15 protein-coding genes are annotated in these 21,737 nt (G+C 68.3%); 13 read left to right on the forward strand and 2 right to left on the reverse strand.

The features are described from left to right. Positions 1–11 precede the first annotated feature (11 nt). The 4 genes from Poly30_RS11770 to mutL are packed head-to-tail and all read left to right on the forward strand — an operon-like array spanning position 12 to position 4,826. On the forward strand, positions 12–716 hold the full coding sequence (locus tag Poly30_RS11770) for a UbiX family flavin prenyltransferase (RefSeq protein WP_145197472.1): 705 nt from the start codon (positions 12–14) through the stop codon (positions 714–716). Further along, entirely contained in the window at positions 713–1,666 is a 954-nt protein-coding gene (locus Poly30_RS11775) for a UbiA-like polyprenyltransferase (RefSeq protein WP_145197474.1), read from the forward strand. The genes Poly30_RS11770 and Poly30_RS11775 overlap by 4 nt, the downstream gene beginning before the upstream one ends. Next, positions 1,666–2,805 (forward strand): DNA polymerase III subunit delta, encoded by a 1,140-nt coding sequence (locus Poly30_RS11780; protein ID WP_145197476.1) that lies wholly within the window; start codon positions 1,666–1,668, stop codon positions 2,803–2,805. The genes Poly30_RS11775 and Poly30_RS11780 overlap by 1 nt, the downstream gene beginning before the upstream one ends. 29 nt (positions 2,806–2,834) lie before the next feature. Beyond that, on the forward strand, positions 2,835–4,826 hold the full coding sequence (gene mutL, locus Poly30_RS11785) for a DNA mismatch repair endonuclease MutL (protein ID WP_145197478.1): 1,992 nt from the start codon (positions 2,835–2,837) through the stop codon (positions 4,824–4,826). Between the two features lie 27 nt (positions 4,827–4,853). Here the strand turns inward: mutL and Poly30_RS11790 are convergent, their stop codons facing one another. After that, positions 4,854–6,074, reverse strand: a complete 1,221-nt coding sequence (locus Poly30_RS11790) for a hypothetical protein (protein WP_145197480.1) — start codon at positions 6,072–6,074, stop codon at positions 4,854–4,856. Positions 6,075–6,152: 78 nt separating this feature from the next. On the opposite strand from Poly30_RS11790, the gene miaA reads away from it, so the two are divergent. Next, on the forward strand, positions 6,153–7,154 hold the full coding sequence (gene miaA, locus Poly30_RS11795) for a tRNA (adenosine(37)-N6)-dimethylallyltransferase MiaA (protein WP_145197482.1): 1,002 nt from the start codon (positions 6,153–6,155) through the stop codon (positions 7,152–7,154). 162 nt (positions 7,155–7,316) lie between these two features. Here the strand turns inward: miaA and Poly30_RS11800 are convergent, their stop codons facing one another. Continuing rightward, complete coding sequence (locus Poly30_RS11800; protein ID WP_145197484.1) at positions 7,317–7,853, reverse strand: hypothetical protein; 537 nt, start codon at positions 7,851–7,853, stop codon at positions 7,317–7,319. A 383-nt stretch (positions 7,854–8,236) separates the two neighbouring features. On the opposite strand from Poly30_RS11800, the gene nadD reads away from it, so the two are divergent. From nadD to smc, 8 genes are all read left to right on the forward strand, one after another. Continuing rightward, positions 8,237–9,088, forward strand: coding sequence for a nicotinate (nicotinamide) nucleotide adenylyltransferase (nadD, locus tag Poly30_RS11805; RefSeq protein WP_145197486.1), 852 nt, complete (start codon positions 8,237–8,239; stop codon positions 9,086–9,088). After that, entirely contained in the window at positions 9,085–10,368 is a 1,284-nt protein-coding gene (locus tag Poly30_RS11810; protein ID WP_145197488.1) for an MraY family glycosyltransferase, read from the forward strand. The genes nadD and Poly30_RS11810 overlap by 4 nt, the downstream gene beginning before the upstream one ends. A gap of 105 nt (positions 10,369–10,473) precedes the next feature. After that, positions 10,474–11,289, forward strand: a complete 816-nt coding sequence (locus tag Poly30_RS11815; protein WP_145197490.1) for a metallophosphoesterase family protein — start codon at positions 10,474–10,476, stop codon at positions 11,287–11,289. Between the two features lie 26 nt (positions 11,290–11,315). Continuing rightward, positions 11,316–13,313 (forward strand): membrane protein insertase YidC, encoded by a 1,998-nt coding sequence (gene yidC, locus Poly30_RS11820; RefSeq protein WP_145197492.1) that lies wholly within the window; start codon positions 11,316–11,318, stop codon positions 13,311–13,313. Next, entirely contained in the window at positions 13,294–14,778 is a 1,485-nt protein-coding gene (locus Poly30_RS11825; protein WP_145197496.1) for a tRNA modification GTPase, read from the forward strand. The genes yidC and Poly30_RS11825 overlap by 20 nt, the downstream gene beginning before the upstream one ends. Before the next feature lie 36 nt (positions 14,779–14,814). Continuing rightward, positions 14,815–15,384, forward strand: coding sequence for a transcriptional regulator NrdR (nrdR, locus tag Poly30_RS11830; protein WP_145197499.1), 570 nt, complete (start codon positions 14,815–14,817; stop codon positions 15,382–15,384). A 20-nt stretch (positions 15,385–15,404) separates the two neighbouring features. After that, positions 15,405–17,681, forward strand: coding sequence for a hypothetical protein (locus tag Poly30_RS11835; protein WP_145197501.1), 2,277 nt, complete (start codon positions 15,405–15,407; stop codon positions 17,679–17,681). Between the two features lie 156 nt (positions 17,682–17,837). Then, positions 17,838–21,698, forward strand: coding sequence for a chromosome segregation protein SMC (gene smc / locus Poly30_RS11840; RefSeq protein ID WP_145197503.1), 3,861 nt, complete (start codon positions 17,838–17,840; stop codon positions 21,696–21,698). Positions 21,699–21,737 lie beyond the last annotated feature (39 nt).

Genomic DNA, 21,737 nt, shown 5'->3' on the forward strand with positions numbered 1-21,737 from the left:
ATCTCGGGCCCATGCATTCGGACCCATCACAGGCCAAGGTCAGCGGGCGACCGCTGCGATTCTTCGTCGGCATCACCGGAGGGAGCGGCCACGCCTACGCGGAGCGCCTGATCGTCGAGCTTCTTCGGGCGGGGTGCGAGGTCGATCTTTCCATCACGGAAGCTGGCTGCAAGGTGCTTCGACACGAACTCGGCGTCGAGGCGGGGGTGCGCGGTGAGGCATTGGAGGGATCGCTCCCGGGCTGGTTGACGGCGAAGGGAGCGACCGCCGAAGAGCTGGGTCGCGTCCGCGTCTTCCAGAGCGACGCCATCGAGGCCCCGGCGGCCTCTGGCACGTCCTTGACGGGGGGCGTCATCATCGCGCCGTGCAGCATGGGCACGCTCGCGCGCGTGACCGCGGGCTTCAGCTCGAACCTCGTCGAGCGGGCCGCCGACGTCGCGCTCAAGGAGGGGCGCAGGCTCGTGCTGATGCCGCGCGAAACGCCGCTGGGTGAGATCCACCTGGAGAACATGCTGCGGGCGGCTCGACTCGGCGCGATCCTGCTGCCTTGCATGCCCGGGTTCTATCATCGTCCGAAAACGATCGATGACCTCGTGGTGCACGTCGTCGGCAAGGTACTGGACCGACTGGGCGTCGAGCAGAGCGTCGGTGCGCGCTGGAAAGGGCTCGACGAGCCGGTCGGCGACCTGGGCACGAACCCTGAGGTCGCGCCATGACGGACCCGGACACCTTGCCGCCGCCGTCGACTCCCCTGGTCGAGGAGGAGGCGAGCAAGCTGGCGCTCACCCTTTCGATGGTGAAGTTCAGTCACTCGGTCTTCGCCTTGCCCTTCGCGTTGATGGGGGCCTGGTTGGCGGCTGGCGGCATGCCCGCGCCGAACGTGCTGGCCTGGATCGTCGTCGCGGCCGTCTCGGCGAGAACCTCCGCGATGGCCTTCAATCGCCTGGTGGACCGTGATATCGACGCTCAGAATCCGCGCACGGCCGTCCGCGAGATTCCGCGCGGCGCGCTGTCGGCGCGCTACGCTGCGGGGCTCGTGGTGGTGAGCGCTGCGGTCTTCGTCGGCGCGGCCTGGAGGCTGAATTCCCTCAGCGGCAAGCTCGCGCCGCTCGTCCTGCTGGTTCTCCTGGGCTATAGCCTGGTGAAGCGGTTCAGCGCGGCCGTGCACTTCGTGCTCGGCGTGGCCCTGGGCCTCGCGCCTCTCGGCGCGTGGATCGCCGTGCGCGGAGACTTCGAAGGCGATCTCGCGATCCCGCTGTTGCTGTTCCTGACGGTCTGGACCTGGGTGGCGGGCTTCGACCTCATTTACTCCTGTCAGGACGCCGACTTCGACGCGGGTAAGGGGCTCCACTCTTTGCCTGCGAAGATAGGGGTGGGGCGGTCGTTGATCGTGAGCCGCCTTCTGCACGTCGCGACGGTCGCCGCGCTGCTGGCGCTCGTCGTGCGCGCGGATCGCGGGCCTGTTTTCCTCGGCGCGGCGGTGCTGGCCGCGCTGCTGCTCCTGTGGGAGCAGAGTCTCGTGCGAGCGGATGACCTGAGCCGGGTCAACGTCGCGTTCTTCACGGTGAACGGCTGGGTGGGCATCGCCCTGTTCATCGGTCTGGTGGTCGATATGGCGTTCACCGGTGGAGCCGAGGCTGCGTCCGTCGCGGTGGGTGGACTCTGATGGCGAAGAAGGCGGCGAGCCGCGGCGCGGCGAAACGGAAGGATCCCCAGCCCGAAGACGGGCTCCGCATGCTGGCGCGCCAGCTGTCGGAGGGTCTTCCGCCGATCATCATCTTACGCGGTGAGGAGAGCTACTTTCGCGAGCGCGGCGTCGCACTTGCGGTCGCCGCCGCGAAGGCGGCCGGGATGGAGATCTGTCGGCACGATGCGCTCGACCCCGAATACTCGGCCGCGACGCTGCTCGACGACCTGGCGACAGGAGCCCTCTTCCAGAGCGCTCGCTGCATCGTCCTTCGTGGGGCGGAGCGCGTGATCATCGAGCGCGCGCTGCAGTTCTCGTCGGCGATCCGCGACGCGATGAGGGCTCGCCTCGAGCGGAAGGCCGAAGGACTGCTGGTGCTCTCCGCTGCGAGGCTCCTCGCCACGAACGTTCTCTCCGTCGCTGCGGACGAGGCAGGCGGAGCCAACGTGGGCTGCAGGAGGCTCTACGACAAGCCGCCCCAGTGGGACCCCGATCCGCGCAAGGCCGAACTCGTCCAGTGGTGCGCTGGACGCGCGCGCGACCTGAAGGTCGAGGTGAATCTGAACGAGGCGGCCTACATCGTGGCCGCGACGGGCAATGACCTGGCGGCGATCGACGACCAGCTGAAGCGCCTCGTGGGACGCGGAAAGGAGGGCATCCAGGAACTCGTCGCCTGGGACGCCAGCGCCTCGCCCTTCGAGGTGGCCGACCAGATCGCAGCCGGCGACGTCAAGCGAGCGCTCGTCGGGCTGGAAACGCTCTTCAGCGGCGGCGCCAGCCAGCGTGACGGATCGCGAACCGTCGACGTGGCAGGAATCGTCGCCCAGCTCTCAGCCTCGGTGTCCGGGAAGATCCGTGAAGCGTGCCGAGTCGCCGAGGCCGTCGTGGCCGGGATGGCGCCCCAGAAGGCAGCAGAGCGATGCGGGGTCAAGGGGGGGCGTTCCGGCATGGAGAGCTTTCTCCAGAGCTTCCAGGCGCGTAGCCCCGAGGAGTGGGCGCAGATGCTGGACGAGTTCGGCGAGCTGGAGCGACGCTCCCGATCGAACGTCGCGGTGGACGTGACCGACTTCGCGCAATTCGCGCTGCGCTGGCGTCGTCGTCAGAGCGCCCGCCGCTAAACTGGGGGGATGAGCGAGGCGTTGGATCGATGAGTGAAGCACTGGGCACCCCACGAATTGCCATCCTGTCCGAGGTCGTCCGCAATCAGATTGCGGCCGGGGAGGTGATCGAACGACCGTCGTCGGTCGTCCGCGAGCTTCTGGACAATGCGATCGACGCTGGCGCCTCCGAGATCACGATCGATCTGGAGGAGGGGGGAATGCGCCTCGTTCGCATCACGGACAACGGCATCGGCATGGGCCCCGAGGACCTCGAGCTCGCCTTCCAGGCCCACGCCACGAGCAAGCTTCGGACCCCCGACGACCTGGATCACATCGCGAGCCTCGGGTTCCGCGGCGAGGCCCTCGCGTCGATGGCCTCGGTCGCTCGCTGCAAGATTCGCTCGCGGCCCCGCGGCGCGGCCACGGGCGCGGAGATCATCGAAGAGGGTGGCAAGCGCGGGCGCGTCACGCCGACCGGGATGCCAGAGGGCACCGTCATCGAGGTGCGCGACCTCTTCTTCAACACGCCCGCCCGGCGTCGCTTCCTCAAGCGTGATCGAACCGAACTTGCCCGCTGCATGGCGATCATTCAGCGCGTCGCTCTGGCCCATCCGGCCGATGAGAACGGTCAGGGCGGCGTCGGCTTCGTCGTGAACCACGGCGGCAAGCGGACGTTCGACGTCGAGTCGAACATGGACCTGCTCGGGCGTATTCGCCGCATCTTCGGGGATGAACTCGCGTCGAACCTCGAGCCCGTGGAGAAGACAGGTGGCAAGTCGCGGGTCTGGGGCTACGTCGCGCCGCCGCGTTTCGCGCGTCGCGACGGCCAGCGCCAGATCTGGTTCCTGAACGGTCGGCCGCTCAACGACAAGGTCCTGACGCGCGTGCTGAAGGACGCCTACCGCGGGGTGCTCGTCGAGGGCCCGAAGCCAGTGGCGTTCCTGCACCTCTCACTCGACCCCGAGACGGTGGACGTCAACGTTCACCCCGCCAAGAGCGAGGTCCGCCTCCGCGATGAGCGCGCGCTCTTCGGGTTCCTCGTCAACGCTCTGAAGGAAGCCGTCCTTCGGACCGACATGGCGACGCCCGGCGACACGATGCTGGAGAGCATGCGCAGGCGTGACGCGCAGCAAATACCACAGCGCGAGACGCTGCCTGACCCCGGTCCGCTGTCTCGCTCCGGTCCATCGTTTAGCTCCGACTCTTCGTTTAGCTCCGATTCTTCGTCTAGCCCCGATTCTTTGGGGGGCGGGGGGAGCGCGACGGATTGGATCCCGCGGCCCGGCTCCGGCGGGGGAGCGCCCGGTCGATCGACTGGTTCCGGGGGCACCGGATGGGTCTCGCCGTACGGCCATCCCGAGACTGCTCGCGAAGGTAGCGCGAAATTCGAGGTGCGAGACGTGGAGCCCACGTCGCCCGATCACGGTCCAAGTGGCTTGAGCGCGGGCTGGCACGCCGTCGACGACCTGCGCGGGCCGTACCTCCAGATCGACAAGACGTACCTCATTCGTGCGTTGCCCGACGGCTTCGAGATCGTCGATCAGCACGCGCTGCACGAGCGTCTGACCTTCGAGGAACTCCGGCGAGAGGTCGATGCGGGCAAGGTCGAGGTCCAGAGGCTCTTGACTCCGGAGCTGGTGGACCTCTCCGCGGCGGACCTGGAGCTGATCATGATCCACCAGGAAGCGCTCGCTCGCATCGGCGTGGAGATCGAGGCCTTCGGCGACAAGACGGTGGCCGTCCACGGCCTTCCGGTTCGGATCCGGCGACCGAAAGCGGAAGCGATTATCCAGGACATCGTCGAGGTGATCGCGCGCACGGGGAAGGCCCCCGATGCCGAGGACGTGCTGGAGGAAGTTCTCCACCGCGCGTCCTGCCGGTCTTCGATCATGGCGGGCGACGCGCTCGATCAGTCCTCGATTCGCGCTCTGCTGGAGCGCGCGCGGGCTGCGGGGACCGACCAGACATGCCCGCACGCGCGCCCGACGCGCGTGCGATTCACGCTCCACGATCTCGAGAAGGCGTTCCACCGGAAGTAGCGGAAGCGCCGTGGCGTCGCGTCTCGATCACTCCTTGGGCGGGAGGAAGTCCTCGCGCCGGAGTTGAGCGTTCATGTCGCTCGTGTCTTTCAAATAGAGGTCTGCGCTGGCGGTGTTCGTGAAGCGCAGGCGGAGGCCGGTGGCGGCTTCCGTCTCGGGCGCCGTTCGGTCCGTCTCGTAGCTGAAGAAGCGTCCCGGGATCCAGGCCTTCGGCTTCCCCTCCGGCCCGGTCTGGAACCATTCGGTGCACTGCACGAGCAGAGTCCCGGGCACCTGCAGCGGCATGTCCGAACGGTGGGGGGCCACGATCACGAGCTGCGGGCGGAAGGTCTCCGGGTCCATTCCGAAGACGAGCCTGCGGACGGTCGGACCCTCCGAGTCGCGCTTCTTCTCGCCGAGATCCTTGAAGTCAGGCGTGGCGAGTTCGAGCCAGACGAGCGTCCGCGCCAGGTCAGCCACTTTGCGTTCGCGGCCGCCGACCTTTCCGGTGATGTCCGTATCCGGCAGGAGCAGCCCGGGATCGTTCTCGAAATCCAGGATGCCCATCCCGATCCGATCGGAGCCGTCCTTGACCGCGCGAAGGCGGAGCTCGACGATCCGGAAGCTCTTCGGATCCGTCAGGCGGGCGATGTCGTAGGAGATGTTGGCCCAGCGGTCCGTCTCGTTGCGGCTGTCGCGTCCGTCGCGGCCCACGAGTTCGATCCAGTCGGTCGCCGTGCTTCCCGTCAGCTTCTTGAACCAGTATTCCAGTCCATCACCCGGCCCCAGTCCGCGCATCTGCTTGCTCTTCTCCTTGCCCTTGGCGTCCAGCATGGTGGCGCGCACGAGCCCGGGACCGAGTTCGAGGTAGGCGAACTTGGCGGTGTAGTCGTTCGTTCCGGTCTCTTCGGAGCGGATGCGGCCGTCGAAGACGAGCTCGAAGCCACGGGGGCCGGAGGGGTTGGCTGCATCCGGACCTTGCGGCACGGCGATGCTGGCGAGCAGTCGGTCCCATAGATCCGCTGCTTCCTGGCTCGTGCCCTCCGGGATCCGGCCGGCTTCGGCTGGACGACTGTCGACGGCCATCACGGCCTGGGTCTGCGTCCCGGGCGCAGCGAGGCGGCCGGTGGCAGGAGCGTCTCCCTGGGGAGCACCCGAGGCGAGGGCGCACGGCAGGGCGGTGAAGGCCAGGAACAGCATGGTACGCGCGGTCGATCGGAGCGAGCGGGGCCGCTCTGCGAGGGAGTGGCGGGGGGCGAAACGTTGCATGGCCTAGATCGTGGACTCCCGCGCGAAACAGTTCCAGAGGGACGACGGATTGCCGGACGATCCTCTTACGATTCCGCCATGCCCCAAGGACTTCCCACCGGCGATTTTCCACCGAGCCAGGCCTCGAATCGAGATGTGCTGGATGCGATCCCGCTCCGGTTCATCGTCGGGACGACGGCGTCCGGCAAGACGGGGCTCGCGCTGCGGCTTGCCGAGCACCCCAGGGTCCTGGCGGCAGGCGGGCTGGAGATCGTCTCGCTCGACTCCATGAACCTCTATCGGGGCCTCGATATAGGGACCGCCAAGCCCTCCGCGGAGGAGCGCTCACGCGTTCCGCATCATCTCGTCGACGTGGCGGGTCCAGAGGAGCGATTCGATCTACAGCGCTACCTCCAGCTCGTCCGGACGGCGTGCGAGGAGATCGTCGCGAGGGGAGCTCTTCCCTTGTTCGTGGGCGGTACAGGCCTGTATCTCGCCGCGATCCTTCGCGGCCTCTTCGAGGGGCCGCCTGCGGATCTGGCGCTGCGGCAGCGGTTGCTCGACGCGTCCGCACCGGAGGGGGCCCCCTCGCTCCACGACCGCCTGCGAGAGGTGGATCCTGGGTCGGCCGAGCGGATCCATCCGAACGACACGAGGCGGACGATACGGGCCCTGGAGGTGTGGGAACAGACAGGGGAGACGATGACGTCCCTCCAGGCGCAGTGGAACGCCGCTCGATCCCCGCGCGAACGGCGCGCGCGGATGGTGGGGCTTCACGTGCCGGTCGACGCTCTCGACGGGCTCATTGCGGAGCGGACGGAGGAGATGCTGGCCCAGGGCTGGCCCGAGGAAGCCCTCGCGCTGGAGGAAGCCGGCGGTCTTGGTGACTCGGCTTCCCAGGCCCTTGGCTACGACACGGCGCTGGCCCTCGCGCAGGGCGAGATCACGCGGGAGGAGGCAGCCAGGCGGATCGTGCTCCGGACACGCCAGTTCGCTCGTCGGCAGCGAACCTGGTACCGGAAGTTCGAGATCGATTGGCTGGATGCCGCTTCGCCCGATCTGGTCGAGAAGGCGTTCGAGCGGCTCTGGCGCGGCGAGTAGGACGCCATGAAAAAAGACCGCAGCGCTGTACGCGCCGCGGTCTTCTCGGAATCCAGGAGCGAGCTGTCCACGCGCGAATTCGCGCATGCGCAACACTTCACCGGGGCCTATCCGAACGCGACGCATGCGTCGTCCACGGATCGGCCCACCCGCTCGAGGGGATTACTTGCCCTTCGACATCTCGAACGGCGGAAGCTCACCGTCTTCCCCGTAGAACGTGCGCGCGTCAGCCGACGTGATCACGCCCTTGTTGTCGAACGCCGAGCGAATGCCCGCCTTGAACTCATCGATTCCGCCACGCTCGAACGTGCCGATGATCGAGTCCACCGGGACCGGGAAACCACCTGCGATGGCGCCCCCGATGACGAGACCTTCGAAGTGGATGTAGTTCCACGGGTTAGGCAGGATCGAGTTGACAGGACGCGGCTCGTAGTACGACTTGACCGGCTCCTGGTTCGGGTTCAGCGGGTTGTGGTTCATGAAGTACCGACGGAAGGTGAGTCCGTTGGCCTTCTTCCGATTCCAGGCGAAGTCCTTGTAGGAGGATTCCTTGGAGGCGTCGTACCCGGTCAGGATGCGGGTAGCCCGCGGCGACACCGAATCGAAGTTCCAGTGGTCGTTGATCTTGTTGCCCGAAAACTGGCAGGACGCCAGTAAGGCGGCGCAAGTGGCGGCGACGGCTGCGATGGTAAGACGCATCTTGGTGATGAAGGGCCTCTAATGGAGACTCGTCCTTCTCTGATTCCCGTTCGGATCGTGCGTGCCGGTGGGCAGGTGCGCGTTCTTCAGGGAAACAGGGGCGGAGGAGTGATGGGGGGAGCCTGGGGGATTCCGGGGGACCAGATGGCCCTCCGTGGGGGGGGACGATCCACGAACGAACGTCACCGGAGACGAGTATCACGGACGGCCTGCTGCAAGTCCAGCCAGGATTGTGGAGATGCCAGGATTGTTGAGATGCCAGGATTGTGAAGTTGCCTGCGGAGCCCGGAGATCCCACAGGGCAGAATCCACGGCAGCGTGCCGTCCACGCCGCCCAACCCCGTTTCACTCGACCAGTCACCGAAAAACTCCCACAGACTTTCATGCCCGAGATCGAACCCCTGCGAGCTGCCATATTTGGCGGATCCTTCGATCCGGTCCACGAGGGGCATCTGGAGGTCGCCCGGCGGGCCCAGGAAGCCTTCCAGCTCGAACGCGTGCTCTTCATCCCGGCCGCTCAGCCGCCGCACAAGCTCGGGCGCCAGCTCGCCGAGCCTCATCTACGCCTGGCGGCGACCATGATCGCCACCGCGCTGGAGCCGTCCTGGGAGGTCCTGGCGATCGAATTGGCCCGCGAGGGTCCTTCCTACACCTACGACACCCTGCTCGAGGTCCCCGAGCACCTCAAGTTCCGGCTCGTGACCAAGAAGGACGGGGGGATCGCCAAGCGGAACCGCGATCTGGAACTCTTTCTCATCCTCGGGAGCGACAACCTCCCGGGGCTTCCCGGGTGGCGGAACGTCGAGGACATCCTCGCCATGGCCCAGCCGATCGTCGTCTGGCGCGGACATCCCGACGGCTCCGAAGGAGACCCGGGGACGGCGCTGGATGCCCTCGAAGGGCAGCTTTCGGCCAGGGCCCTCGAGCGCCTGCGTCGGGGGTTCATCGCGCTGCCCCCGAACCCGCTGAGCTCCACGGCGATCCGAGAGTCGCTGGCGCGGGGCGTCATTCCTGAAGGAGCCCTCCATCGCGAGGTGGCAGCGTTTCTCCTGGAACAGGGGATGTACGACTGGCCGGAGGAAATTCCCAACCCCTTTCTTCCGGAGCCGGAGCCCGTGGAAGAGGAGGACGTCGTGGACGATGAGGACGACGGATTCGTCGACTTCGAAGATGACGAGGGCGAGGGCGAGGACGAGGACAACGAGCCAGGTGCGCGGGAGCTGAGATCGAAATGATGAGCATTCTCGCCGCTTTTCTGGCGTCCCTGGTCGTGACAGGGCTCTTTTCGCACGTCGCCGTGCGCATCGGTTGGATCGATCAACTCGGCGATCAGGCCTATCGCAAGCTTCGGAAACAGCCGGTCGCCCTGGTCGGCGGGGCGGCGATCCTCGTGGGGGTCGGGGTCGCCGTCGTGCTCGAGGTGGCCGGGGAGCGCCGGCCCTGGGAGGCTCTTGGGCGGACCCTCGGAACGATCGCCTGGCCCGGTCTGCTGGCGGCCTTCGTCCTGGGGTTGCTCGATGATGTGGCAGAGGACGGCCTGACGGCGCGAGTCAAGTTTGGCGGCCAGCTCCTCGTCGCGGCGCTCGTGGCCTGGTACCCGGGGTCGATCTTTGCTGATGCCTCCGCGCTGGAGTGCCTCGGGCTCGGACTGCTCGCGCTCATCGCCATGAACGCGGTCAATCTTTTCGACCACGCCGACGGGCTCGCCGGGATCCTCGGCGCCTTCGCCATGTTCACCGGAACGGGGCCCATGGCGAAGCTCTTCGCCGGCGCAGCGCTCGGCTACCTGCCCTTCAACCTCTTCGTTCGGCACTCTGCGCGCGAGGCGCCCCTCGATGTCGGCGAGGAGAGATCCCGTTCCGCTCCCTACGCGATGCTGGGCGACTCCGGCAGCCACCTCGTCGGGGTGCTCATCGCCACGACGCCCGGGGCCTGGTGGTTCCTGGCGCTTCCGGTCCTGGATATGCTCCGCGTGGTGATCGGTCGGCTTCGTCGTGGCCGTCCCTTCTGGCGAGGCGACCGGACCCATATCGGCCACCTCCTCGAGGAAATCGGGTTCGCTCCGGTCACGGTGGCCATGCTGATCGCCACCGCGCTCGTGCCGCCTGTCGTCACGATGGGGCTGATGGACGGACCGGCTCCGCTCGCGGTGGGACTGCTGGCGGGGGCCGCCCTCTATTTCGGCATGCTCGTCATGGCCGACGGTGCGCTGCCGGCCGAAGGGCGGGGTCCGGAGGGGGAGCGTTCGTCCGCGGAATTCGACTCCGAGGCGCGGGTCCCGGATGCCTCCTTGTCGAGCGTGTTCGCCCGGGCGAGCGGAGCCGCAGACCGGGGAAAAGGAAGGGAGAGTGCTCTGGAAAGTCTCGACGACGGCGAAGACGCATCCGGCCCCTTCGCGGCGCCAGGGGCGGGCCCGCTAGCCGGGTCTCCGGCTGGATCTCCGCCCGAATCTCGAGCCGGGTCCCGAGAGACGCCCCGAGGGGACGCCAGCGGCACCCCGGGCGCGACCACCTGATCGCGCGACGCCCGCCGTGGGGGTTCTATTTCTGGGTTTCATTTTGGGTGAGGCATCCCGATACTCCTGGGCTCGTATCGGGCTCCCACGCTCCCTCCCACCATCGTGACCTATCCCCTGACCGCCGTCATCAGCGACCTCCACGGCAACCGTCCCGCCATGGAAGTCTGTCTGGCCGACGCCGAGCGCCGCGGCGTCCGGCGCTTCGTGTGCCTTGGAGACGTCGTCGGTTACGGGGCGGAGCCCCGGGCTTGCCTCGATGCCGTCATGGCTCGCGTCTCCGGACGCGAGGAAGGAAACGGGCTGGGCGCTCTCGAGCCGGGGCTCTGTCTCCGCGGAAATCATGAGGAGGCTCTTCTCTTCAGCGCCGAGGACTTCAACCCGAAGGCCCGCGCAGCGATCGAGTGGACGCGCGCCGAGGTCGGCCGTGATCCCGAGCGCGCGGACGACTACTGGGACTTCATCGGCGCCCTCGAGCCGAGTGCTTCCGACGATCGCGCCATGTTTGCCCACGGCAGTCCCCGCGATCCGCTGCGCGAGTACGTCGTGCCCCGTGACATCCGCGACACCGAGAAGATGGACGCGCTCTTCCGCGCCATGGACCGCGGCGTCTGCTTCATCGGGCACAGCCACGTCCCCGCCGTCTTCTTCGCTGACGGGACCTACTTCGTTCCGCGCGGCCTGGACGCGGTGCATGGGCCCTACGACCTCGGCGATCTCGAAGCCGTTCGAGCGATCGTGAACGTCGGCTCGGTCGGCCAGCCGCGCGACGGCGATCCGCGCCTCTCCTACGTGCTCTACGACGGACAGAACGTCACGTTCGTCCGTGTCGAGTACGACCACGAAGCCGCGGCGGAAGCGATCCGCGCGGTGGATGAACTACCGGCCTTTCTTGCTGATCGGCTTGCCGCTGGGCGATAGCCCTCGACCCTGACCCCTCCCTGAACATGGGCCCGGAAAAGCGCCTACCGCTGGCACTCTTCCTCTGCTTCCTCGTCCTCATGGTGGTGCAGCTCCGCAACGCGCCGGAGCCACCAGCAGGACAAGACACGGAATCGAGCAAGACCGAGACGATCCTCGAAGACATGACGCCAGGTGCGCCGGACGATTCGTCCGGCCCCCTGGCCGCTGACCTCACGCCCACGGATCCGGCTGCGGCGCCCGCGACCGCTCCCAAGGCTGCCGAGTCGACAGCACCCGCCTGGGCAGAATGGATCGAGGTCGGCGCCGACGGCGAGATCGGCCACATGTGGGTGCTGTTCGACAGCTACGGGGGCAGCATCGCCGAGATTCGCCACGCGGATCACTTCGTGCGACAGGGCCTCACCGACGAGGAGAAGCTCGATCGCGCCAACATGGTGCCGATCGTGGCTCCGGCGATCGAAGCGGCGCCGCCGCGCACGCTTCAGTCCCTCATGCTTCGGCCCGGGGTGACGGCGAAGTCGATCTTCCAGCTCGACCCGAGCCGGGTGCACTGGAGTCACGAGCGCGTGGGGCAGGCCATCGTTTTCACGCACGAGGATCCTTCCGGAATCATCCTGCAGAAGCGGATCGAGCACGTCCCCGGCCAGAACCATTTCACCGTAGATCTCTCCGTTCGTGTGACCAGCGCGGAGCACGCGAACAAGCGCGTGGACATGGGCTTCGTCGCTTCGGTGGGGATGCCACAGATCGGTGAGGACAATTTCTACGTCGAGCCCAAGGCGGTCGCCGCCCTCGTCGACAAGGACATCAAGGACGTGGCACCGGACCTGGACGGGATCCCACGGACGGAGAGCCTCCGGCAGGGCCGCCTCGCCTTCTTCGGTACCCATAACAAGTACTTCGCGATGCTGGCGCGCCCCGTGTCCGACAGCGCCAAGGAGGCGACTCGCGAGGCCAACCTGGAGCGGATCTTCGATTCGGCGTGGGCGGCAGACAAGACGCCCGACGTCTACGTGAAAGAGGGCTTCCGCAACGTCCTCGTCGAGGGTCTCGTCACGCTGACGTTCCCTCCGGTGGACGCCCCGGCGATGACCTACGGTTACACCGTCTACGCCGGCCCCAAGGACCCCGAGCAGTTCACCGAGGGCGACAAGGCCTTCAACAAGATCATCGACGAGGACCTCGGCTTCTTCGACGGCATCGCCAAGCTGATCCTCGGCTTCATGCGCTTCCTCCACGGGATCTTCGGCAACTGGGGCTGGGCCATCATCTTCCTGACGCTCACCGTCCGGCTGATGCTCTTTCCCCTGAACCGGCGCATGCAGACGTCGATGGCGCGTCACGCTTCGAAGATGAAGCGCGTCCAGCCGAAGATCGACGCGATCAAGAAGAAGTACGCGGACAAGCCCCAGCAGCTCCGCCAGGAGCAGGCGAAGATCTTCCAGGAAGAGGGCGTCATGCCGCCGCTCGGCGGATGCCTCCCGATGTTCCTGCAGATCCCGATCTTCTTCGGTCTCTTCAGCGCGCTGCGGGTGTCCTTCGACCTGCGTCACCAGCCGTTCATGGGCTGGATCAAGGACCTTTCGAAGCCCGACCGCCTGGCGCATATCGACCTGAATACGCACCTGCCGTTCATCGGGACGATCGAGTGGTTCAACCTGCTCCCGATCTTGATGGTGATCCTCTGGGTCGCGCAGCAGCGCGTGATGCCGAAGCCGACGGCCCAGGACGAGCAGGCGAAGCAGATGCAGAAGATCATGATGTGGATGCCCATCATGTTCGGCTTCTTCCTCTACAACTACGCCGCGGGCCTCTCGCTCTACATGATCACGACGTCCGCGTTCGGGATCCTGGAGTCGACGGTGATCCGCAAGATCTGGCCGATCGACGACACCGAGCAGCCCAAGAAGAAAGGGAAGTTCATGCAGCGTCTCGAGGAGCTGCAGAGGCAGGCCGAGGCTCAGCAGCGCCAGAAGGAGAAGGGCAAGGGCAAGGGCGGCGGTGGCGGGAAGCGGAAGTAGCGGGCCACTCGGTTCGCCGCTCCGGGCCGGTTCCCCCGTTGGGTCCGGTTCAACGATCGCGGCAATCGCTTCCGCCGCGGGCCCCGGCGCGCGGTCGGTGATCCGACTCTCGGGGCCCCGTTCCGCTCCGATCGTGAAGCAGCTGTGCACCGCGTCCGAGGGGGGAGCCGCTCCTGACCTCGGTTCCCGCGCCGTTTTCGAGGTCCTGTTCGACGACGGCGTCGGGCTTCTACCAGGCCGGCTCCTCTGGATGCCAGGGCCGCGGTCGTTCACGGCCGAGGACGTCGCGGAGCTGCACCTCCCCGGGCATCCAGGGCTCGTCGCGGGCGCGCTGGAGAGGCTCCTGGTCTCAGGAGCGAGGCTGGCGGAGCCCGGTGAGTTCACTCGCCGCGCCTTCCAGAACGGCCGGATCGATCTGACCCAGGCGGAGGGCGTCTCCGCGCTCGTCGCCGCCCGCTCGCGCGAGGAACGGCGCGCCGCGACCGCGCTCCTGGTCGGCGGTCTGGAGCGCCGTGTTCGGGCCATCCGCGGCGAACTTGAGGCCGTCCGGGCGCTCTCCGAGGCGAGCCTCGACTTCGATGAGGCCGACACCGGTCACGTGCCGATCGAGTCGATCGTCGAGTTCGGGACCAGCGCTCTCTCCCGGCTCCGGGAAGCGCTTGGCTGGGAGCGCCAGCGCAGCGCCTCGGATCGCGTCGCGCGCGTGGTGCTGGCGGGGGCGCCCAATGCGGGCAAGAGCACGCTCTTCAACCGCCTCGTCGGAGAGGAGGGCGCGCGCAGCTCCGGGCGAGCGATCGTCAGCGACCTCTCCGGCACGACGCGGGACGCGAAGCGCGGCGACTGGACGCTCGTTCCCGGGGCGACGGTGGCGCTCTTCGATACCGCAGGCCTCGGAGGCGACGCTCCCCGCGACTCCGAGCCCGATCGCCTCGCAGCCCGGCGCTCCGAGGAGCTGATCGAGTCGGCCGACCTGGTGCTCTGGGTGATCGACGTCCGCTGCCTCTGCAGCGGCGCCCTGCCCGAGCCGCCCGCCGGCCTGGGGGCCGATGGCGCGCGCGTGCTTCGAGTGTGGAACCAGGTCGATCGCTCGCCGACCGAGGTGGCTCCGGTGCCCGGATCGTACCTCCTGTCCGCGGAGACCGGCGAGGGCGTCGAGGCGCTGGCGGCTGCCTGCGCGCTGGCCCTCGGTTTCACCTGGGAGGCCTCGGGGGGCGCCTCGCCCTCCGAATTGGCTCATCCGGCGGCGTCCGCGGGATGGGGACTCGGACCCCGGCACCTCGCGGCTCTGGAGGCAGCGGCGCTCCGGACCACCGCCGCCCTGGAGGCGATCCAGGCCTCGGTGCCGCTCGATCTCGTCGCCGAGGATCTGAAGGTCGCCACCGACAGCCTGGACGAGATCGCGGGCAGAACGGCGCCCGAGGACCTGCTCGACCGGATTTTCGCCCAGTTCTGCCTCGGCAAGTAGACTTCGCCCTTCCAGGTTGCTCCACTCCACGGACCCTTGAAGTGTCCCCGTTGCGAAGCGGACGATGATCGCGTCGTCGACTCCAGAACCTCTGCAGACGGCATCGTCATCCGGCGCCGGCGAGAGTGTCTCTCTTGCTTCATGCGCTTCACGACGTACGAGCGGATCGAGGAGAGCCCGCTGCGGGTCATCAAGAAGAACGGCGATCGAGTGCGCTTCGACCGTGATCGCATCCTCGCGGGGATCCTCAGGGCCTGCGAGAAGCTGCCGATCTCCGCCCACGATATCGAAGAGGTCGCCATGCGCGTCGAAGCGCGGTGCCAGGGTGAGTACGACCGCGAGGTCCCCAGTTCGGTGATCGGCTCGCTCGTGATGGAGGAGCTTCGCGCGCTGCACCAGGTCGCCTACGTTCGCTTCGCCAGCGTCTACCGTGAGTTCAAGGACGTCGGGCAGTTCATGTCCGAACTGGAGACGATCCTCGACGAGGACGCGGACGAGATGGCTCGGGAAGCCGCAGGCCAACTCCATCCCGGCGGTGGCGGCAGCGGTGCGCCCGGCGATGCTCTCGGGGACGACGGCGAGACCGAAGACGGCGCGGTCTCCTGAAGCGAACACCTGGCCAAGCCATGGGCGGAGATCTCTTCAGTCAATTCGAGGAGCCTGCGAACGAGCTCGAGGGTCCGGGGGACGCACCGGGCGCCCGGGCTCCGGAGCTGCCGCTCGTTCGCAACGCGTTCGGGCGACGCTCTGCCTTCGATGAGAAGCGCCTGCGCGCCAGCATCGAGCGGGCGCAGAAGGAGGCCGGCGAGACCGTCTCGACCCTCGCGGACGAGGTGGCGGACATCGTCCGCTTCACGCTCGCGTCACGGCTCGGACGCGGTTCGGGTGCGTCGGAGGCCGGAGGCGCGGGCGCTCCGTCGGAGTCACTGCACGCGGATGAAGTCGGGGCGCTCGTCGAGCGCGCGCTCATCGAGGTGGGGGCCACCGGGACCGCTCGCAGCTATATCGTGGGCCGCGACCGCCAGCTCCGTGCGCGCAACGTCGTGCCGGCGCCGAAAGGCGCTGCTGGCGAGGGAGCGGGGGCGGCGGGCGCTTTGCCGCCCAGAGCCGGAGCCGACGCGCGGTTGCCCTCCGTCCGCGGCGCGACCGGGGCCGAGCCCTTCCAGGGCCATCGCATCGTCGCAGCCCTCATCGAGGAGGCCGGGCTCCTCCCGGCTCAGGCCGAGGAGATCGCCGCGGGCGTGGAGTCGATCCTCGCCCACGCGGGCATGGGCGTGGTCTCGACGGGACTCGTGCGCGAACTCGTGAACAGCCAGCTCCTCGCGCGCGGTCTGGGCGAGGCGCTTCGACGCCATGAGTCGGTCGGAATCCCCCGGCACGATCTCGTCCAGCTCTACCAGAACGCCACGGCCGAGTCGGTCGAAGGCGTCGGGGAGACCCGATCCTTCGAGGAGGGTGCCGGTGGTGTCCTGCTGCGTCGGTGGGTCCTCGAGGACGCCCTCCCTGCCACGGTCGTCGAAGCCCATCGGACGGGCGATCTCTTCGTGGGAGGCCTCGAAGCTCTGCACCGCGTGCGCATGCGCGCGATGCCGTCGAGTCTCCTGCTGAAGGGCAAAGGCCACTCGGCGTTCGCGGCCCTGGAGCGCGTGGCTCGCCTCGCCCGCGATACGTCCGATGGGCTCGTGATCGAGGACCTCGCGCCACTCGTCAAGTCGCTGACCGGCTCGGCGATGGTGGAGTCCTTCGTTCTGGCGGTCGGGAGCCTGGGTGAAGCGTCCGGCCGCTCGATCGATTTCTCGGCGAGCACGCGCCCCGAAGCCGCGCCGGCGCTCTTCGAGTTCCTGCACGCCATGTCTCCCTCGCTCGCCGAGGGAGCCAAGCTTCCGCGTATCTTCGCCACGCTGGAGAGCGTCGCCTCCGCGGTGGCCCTCGGGGCCGGCGACGCGGCAGAAGCGCTCCTGTGGAGCGGGCATCTGGTGCCTGCCTGGACGCGTGGGGAGGGCAGCTGGTCCGGCGTCGAACGCAGCGCCACCGAGCGCGGGTCGGTGGCGATCGGCGCGTCCGTCAGCCTCAACCTTCCGCGACTGGCCCGCCGGGCCGGGCCCTGGCGCGAGGATGTCTTCCTCTCCGTCGCCTCCGAAGCCGTGGAGCGCGCCGTCCAGGCTCTGGAGTCGATCGCCGAGTTCCAGGCGCGCGCTCGAAGCGTGCACGGCGTGGCCGTCTCCGACCGAATCTCCCATGCGCTTCTCCCGGTCGGGCTCCTGGACGCGCTGCGGATCCTGGGCGACGGCATCGCTCGCGCTGACCAGGGGTCGCGCGTGCTCGGCTTCCTCGGGGAAGCGGCGGAGCGCCTCGGCAGCGCCCGGGGCCTCGATGCCCGGCTGGGTGTGGGCTGCACGACCCCTGATGCGGAGCGCGCGGCGCTCTGGTTCGCCGGGTGTGACGCCCGGCACGGAGGGCCGGGTCAGCCGCGGCTGTTCTCGGATCTTCCGCGCCCCGAGGAGGACCGGCCACGTGCCTATCGAGCCGGCGTCGGCGAGCTGACCGCCCGTGAGGACCCGCTTCGGATCCGCGAGCGTGCGGAGGCCCTCGGGTCGCTGCTCTGCACGGTCCCCTCCGGAACGCTGGTGCCCGAACCAGTGCCTCGGCGCGGGGTCACCGCCGAGGCGGCTCGGGCGGCGGACTTCCTCGAGCTCCTGGCCCGGGCTCCGCGCGCCGTCAGGATCTCCGGAGGAGGTGGTGGAGCGGATTTCGAGGGAGAAAATCGGCCCGAAAGCCCGGTGCGAGCGCTCGAAGAAAATCGGGCCAGATGGCCGCGGTTGGCCGCCTGGGCGCGATTTGCGCAGATTCGCGCCGCGGCGATCGTGCCGCACGCCTCCGTCACCGAAACGACGCTCTTTTGATATGGGCCTCCGGATTTGTCACGCTGGCTCACCACGGAGCCTCCCTTGGGCTCCGGGTGCGTCGTCCCCTGAGCCCCTTCCTGAGAACCTCTCCGAGACCGGGACACTGATCCGGCCTCCATCGTTCCGCTCGAGCCCTGCCTCCTCGGTCGCCCCATGCGCCTCAAACGCCTAGAACTCTTCGGCTTCAAGTCCTTCGCCGATCGAACGGTGATGGACTTCGGTCAGACGACCCTGACGGGGATCGTGGGTCCGAACGGATGCGGCAAGAGCAACGTCGTGGACGCCGTGCGCTGGGTCCTGGGCGAGACCCGTCCGACCTCGATGCGCGGCTCGGGGATGACGGACGTCATCTTCAAGGGCTCGGCGAGCCGCCCCGCGATGGGCACGGCCGAGGTCACGATGATTCTCGACAACGGGGCCAACGTCCTGCCCGAGCGCGGCCCTGAGGTCGCGATCTCCCGCCGGCTGTACGCCAGCGGTGAGGGTGAGTACCTGATCGACGGTCAGCGAGTTCGCCTGAAAGACGTCAAGGATCTCCTCTTCGACACGGGCCTCGGAAGCCGTGGCTATTCGGTGCTGGAGCAGGGCCGGATCGACGCGGTGCTCTCGGCCAACCCGGCACAGCGCCGCGCGATCTTCGAGGAGGCGGCGGGCATCAGTCGCTATCGCCAGCGTCGCCACGAGACCGAGCTCCGGCTCAATCGCTGCGAGCAGGACGTCGAGCGCCTCGAGGACGTGATGGGTGAGCTGCGCAGTCGCGTGCGCTCCCTCAAGATCCAGGCGGGCAAGGCAGAGAAGTACGTGGTGGCCAAGGAGGAGTGGACGCGTGAGCGCACCCGGCTCCTGAGCCATCGACTGGTCGGCTACGACCGCACGCTGGACGGGCTCGGACCGATGATCGCCGAGCTGGAGGCCGGCCTCGGGGAACTCCGCGAGCAGCGCGCCGAGTGCGAAGGGCTGATCGAAGAGCGCGAGGCCGAGCGCAGCGAGGTCGTCGAGCAGCTGAGCTCCATCGGCGACGAAGCGTCGAGGATCTCCGGCGACCTGCGGGCCCTGGAGGAGCGCAAGAGTCAGCTGGCGATGCGGATTGCGAGCTGGGCCGCGAGCGCCTCGGAGGAGAGCGAGCGGGCGGCCGCGCTGGAAGCGCAGCTGCAGGAGCGCGAGGACGAGCTGAGCACGCTCGGCGCGGACGTCGAGGCGATCCGAGAGCGCGCGATCCAGGCCGAGGAGCGCGCCCAGGGGCTCGGGCAGCAGTTCCGCGAGCTGAACAGGACGTACAAGGACCTGCGCCAGGAGGTCCAGGCCCAGAACGATCGGGTGCTGGCGACGCTGCACGAGCGTACGGCGGCCGAGAACCGGGTCGTTCACCTGACCGAGGCGCTGCCGCCGAGCGAGGAGCGCCTGGAGCGCGTGGTTCAGCGCTTCACCGCGGCCGAGGCGCAGATCGCCGAGGTCCAGGACTCCGTGACCATCGCCGAGGAGGGCCTCGGTCTTCTGGCGGAGAACGTGCTGGAGGCCGACCAGGCCCTCGAGGCGACGCGCGAAGAGCGCGCTTCCGTCGACGAGAGCCTCGAGGAGCGCCGCAGGGCTCGCGCCGAGCGCGAGGTGCTGCGCGCGGGCCATCAGAGCCGCGTCGAGGCCCTGCTCGATCGTGAGCGCGAACTCGAGGATCTCTCCGGCGGAGCGCGTCGGGTGCTCGAAGCCGCGGAGACGGGCGACGGTCCGTGCCGCAAGGAAGAGCTGCTGGGCCTCGTCGCGGATCACCTCAAGGCCGACGTGCGCCTCGCGCGCGCGATCGACGCCGTGCTCGGGGATCGCGCCCATGCGCTCGTGGCGAGCGACGCCCACGCGGCTCGCCGCATCGTCGACTGGTGCGCGTCCGAGGAAGTCGGGCAGGTCGGCGTGGTGATCCCTCCTGGCGTCGGAGCCCCGGACTGCCCGCCGCCTTCGGACTACGCGCTCTTCGCGCGCTTCGGCGCGGGCGTCGAGGGCCGCCTCGGTGATCTCGTTCGCTGCGAAGAGTCGATGCGGCCGCTGGTACACGCGCTCTTCTGCGACGTGGTCGTCGTGTCGAGCCTCGACATCGCGCTCGATCTCGTCGGTCGCGAGCCGGGCTGGCGCTTCGTCACGCCGCGCGGCGAACTCGTCGACTCGGCGGGCATCGTCGGCGGCTACCGCGACGTGGCCCACGGTTTCGTCGGGCGCCGCTCCAGCGCCGCCGACCTGGAGCATCGGATCGAGGACCTGAACGACGCGATCGCGGCGGATGACGACGCGATCGAGGCCGCGCAGATGCGAATTTCGCGCCTGGCGGAGATCCTGAAGGTCCAGGCACAGGAGCGCGAGGCGGCTCGCAAGGCGCAGTCCGAGGCGGAGGCGTCGCTGTCCGCGGCGCGCGCTCGACTGAAGGATCTGGCATCGGCGATGGCGTCCCATGCGGACGAGCGCGGAAAGGCCGAGGCGGACGTCGCACGGATGAAGTCCGAGCTGGAGTCGGCCGTCGAGGCGAAGACCCGGGCGGGCGATGCGTTCGAGGCCGAGAACGAACGCCTGGAGCAGATGGAGAAAGGCCGTCGCCAGCTCGAGACCGAGCGCGAGGATCTCCAGCGCGAAGAAGCCAAGGCCCAGGTGGAGCTCAGCTCCGCGAAGGCCGAGCTCTCGGGCCTGGAGCAGCGCATCACCAGCCTGGAGCGGCTGCTCGTCGAGACGCGCTCGGAGATCGAACGCTCCGGAACGCGCGCCGTCACCTACGAGAACAGCGCGCAGGAAGGCCGCGTCGAGGTCGAGGGCATCGTGGTCGAGGCGGAGACGCTCGGCATCGCGCGCCAGGAACTCGACGATACGATCGAATCGCTGCGCGAGCGGGAGCGCTCCGGTGCGGCGCGGATCTCCGAGACGCGACGAGCGGCCGAGGCCGTCCAGTCGGAGCTCGATAGCCACGGCGAGCTGCTCGGGAAGCATCGTCTGGAGGCGCAGAAGGCGGACCTTGCTCGCCAGGAGATCGTCGGTCGTGCGATGGAGGAGCTGGAGCTCGCCGAGCACGATTTGCGGGAAGCCTTCGTGGCGCTGGAGGAAGAACTCGGTTCATCGGAGGAACTCAAGGCCCTCGAGAAGCACGTGGCTTCGGTCAAATCGGAGCTCGATCGCCTCGGTCCCGTCAACGTCGAGGCTGTCCACGAACTCGAGGAGGTCGGTGGCCGACTCGATCACCTGGAGACACAGTCCGCCGACCTCGCCGAGGCGCGCAAGACGCTGCTCGACACGATCAAGACCATCGACGAGGAGAGTCGCCGCCTGTTCGTCGACACGTTCGAAGAGGTCCGCGCGAACTTCCAGCGGATCTTCCGACTGCTGTTCGGCGGCGGCAAGGCTGACGTGCGCCTCGAAGAGGGCGTCGACGTTCTCGACGCGGGCGTCGAGATCGTGGCGCGGCCGCCGGGGCGCGAGCTGCTGGCGATCGGACTGCTTTCGGGCGGCCAGCGGACGATGACGGCGCTCGCGCTCCTGTTCGCTGTCTTCGAGGCTCGACCCAGCCCCTTCTGCGTGCTCGACGAGGTCGACGCGGCGCTGGACGACGCGAACGTGGATCGTTTCCTCGGCATGCTCGACGGCTTCCGTGAGACCACGCAGTTCATCGTCGTGACCCACAACAAGGGCACCATGGCGGCGTCGCAGGCGCTCTACGGCGTCACGATGCAGGTCAAGGGCGTGTCCCGGTTCGTGTCCGTGGAACTCGACGAGATCGACGAGTTCGTCCCCGAGACCATCGGCACCGCGAAGCGGCCCAAGGAAGGCGACGGGGGTGCAGGCAGCGCAGCTTCCTCCGAGGCTGCCTCGGAATCTCCAGCGAGGTCGGCTGATCGCGACCCCGAAACCGGGGAGCCCATCAAGGAGATCCCGAGTCAGCGGGCCCGCGAGCTGGCCGAGGCGGACGCGCTGACGGATTCCGTTGCTGAAAGTGAGTCCGGTTCAGAGACGGTGACCGCATCGGCGGACTCTGCGTCCCATTCGTAGACATCCGAGGCACGGGTCCGCAGGCGGCGACCACCCCGT

Origin of the sequence: Saltatorellus ferox, from assembly GCA_007751475.1 — a bacterium.
Taxonomy (GTDB): Bacteria; Planctomycetota; UBA1135; order UBA1135.

What these genes read in the sequence shown, in the direction of transcription:
- Poly30_RS11780 (WP_145197476.1), top strand. Translation starts at nt 1,666, where the DNA reads ATGGCGAAGAAGGCGGCGAGCCGCGGCGCGGCGAAACGGAAGGATCCC.
- smc (WP_145197503.1), top strand. Translation starts at nt 17,838, where the DNA reads ATGCGCCTCAAACGCCTAGAACTCTTCGGCTTCAAGTCCTTCGCCGAT.
- Poly30_RS11835 (WP_145197501.1), top strand. Translation starts at nt 15,405, where the DNA reads ATGGGCGGAGATCTCTTCAGTCAATTCGAGGAGCCTGCGAACGAGCTC.
- miaA (WP_145197482.1), top strand. Translation starts at nt 6,153, where the DNA reads ATGCCCCAAGGACTTCCCACCGGCGATTTTCCACCGAGCCAGGCCTCG.
- Poly30_RS11775 (WP_145197474.1), top strand. Translation starts at nt 713, where the DNA reads ATGACGGACCCGGACACCTTGCCGCCGCCGTCGACTCCCCTGGTCGAG.
- Poly30_RS11770 (WP_145197472.1), top strand. Translation starts at nt 12, where the DNA reads ATGCATTCGGACCCATCACAGGCCAAGGTCAGCGGGCGACCGCTGCGA.
- mutL (WP_145197478.1), top strand. Translation starts at nt 2,835, where the DNA reads ATGAGTGAAGCACTGGGCACCCCACGAATTGCCATCCTGTCCGAGGTC.
- Poly30_RS11810 (WP_145197488.1), top strand. Translation starts at nt 9,085, where the DNA reads ATGATGAGCATTCTCGCCGCTTTTCTGGCGTCCCTGGTCGTGACAGGG.
- yidC (WP_145197492.1), top strand. Translation starts at nt 11,316, where the DNA reads ATGGGCCCGGAAAAGCGCCTACCGCTGGCACTCTTCCTCTGCTTCCTC.
- Poly30_RS11790 (WP_145197480.1), bottom strand. Translation starts at nt 6,074, where the DNA reads ATGCAACGTTTCGCCCCCCGCCACTCCCTCGCAGAGCGGCCCCGCTCG.
- Poly30_RS11800 (WP_145197484.1), bottom strand. Translation starts at nt 7,853, where the DNA reads ATGCGTCTTACCATCGCAGCCGTCGCCGCCACTTGCGCCGCCTTACTG.
- nadD (WP_145197486.1), top strand. Translation starts at nt 8,237, where the DNA reads ATGCCCGAGATCGAACCCCTGCGAGCTGCCATATTTGGCGGATCCTTC.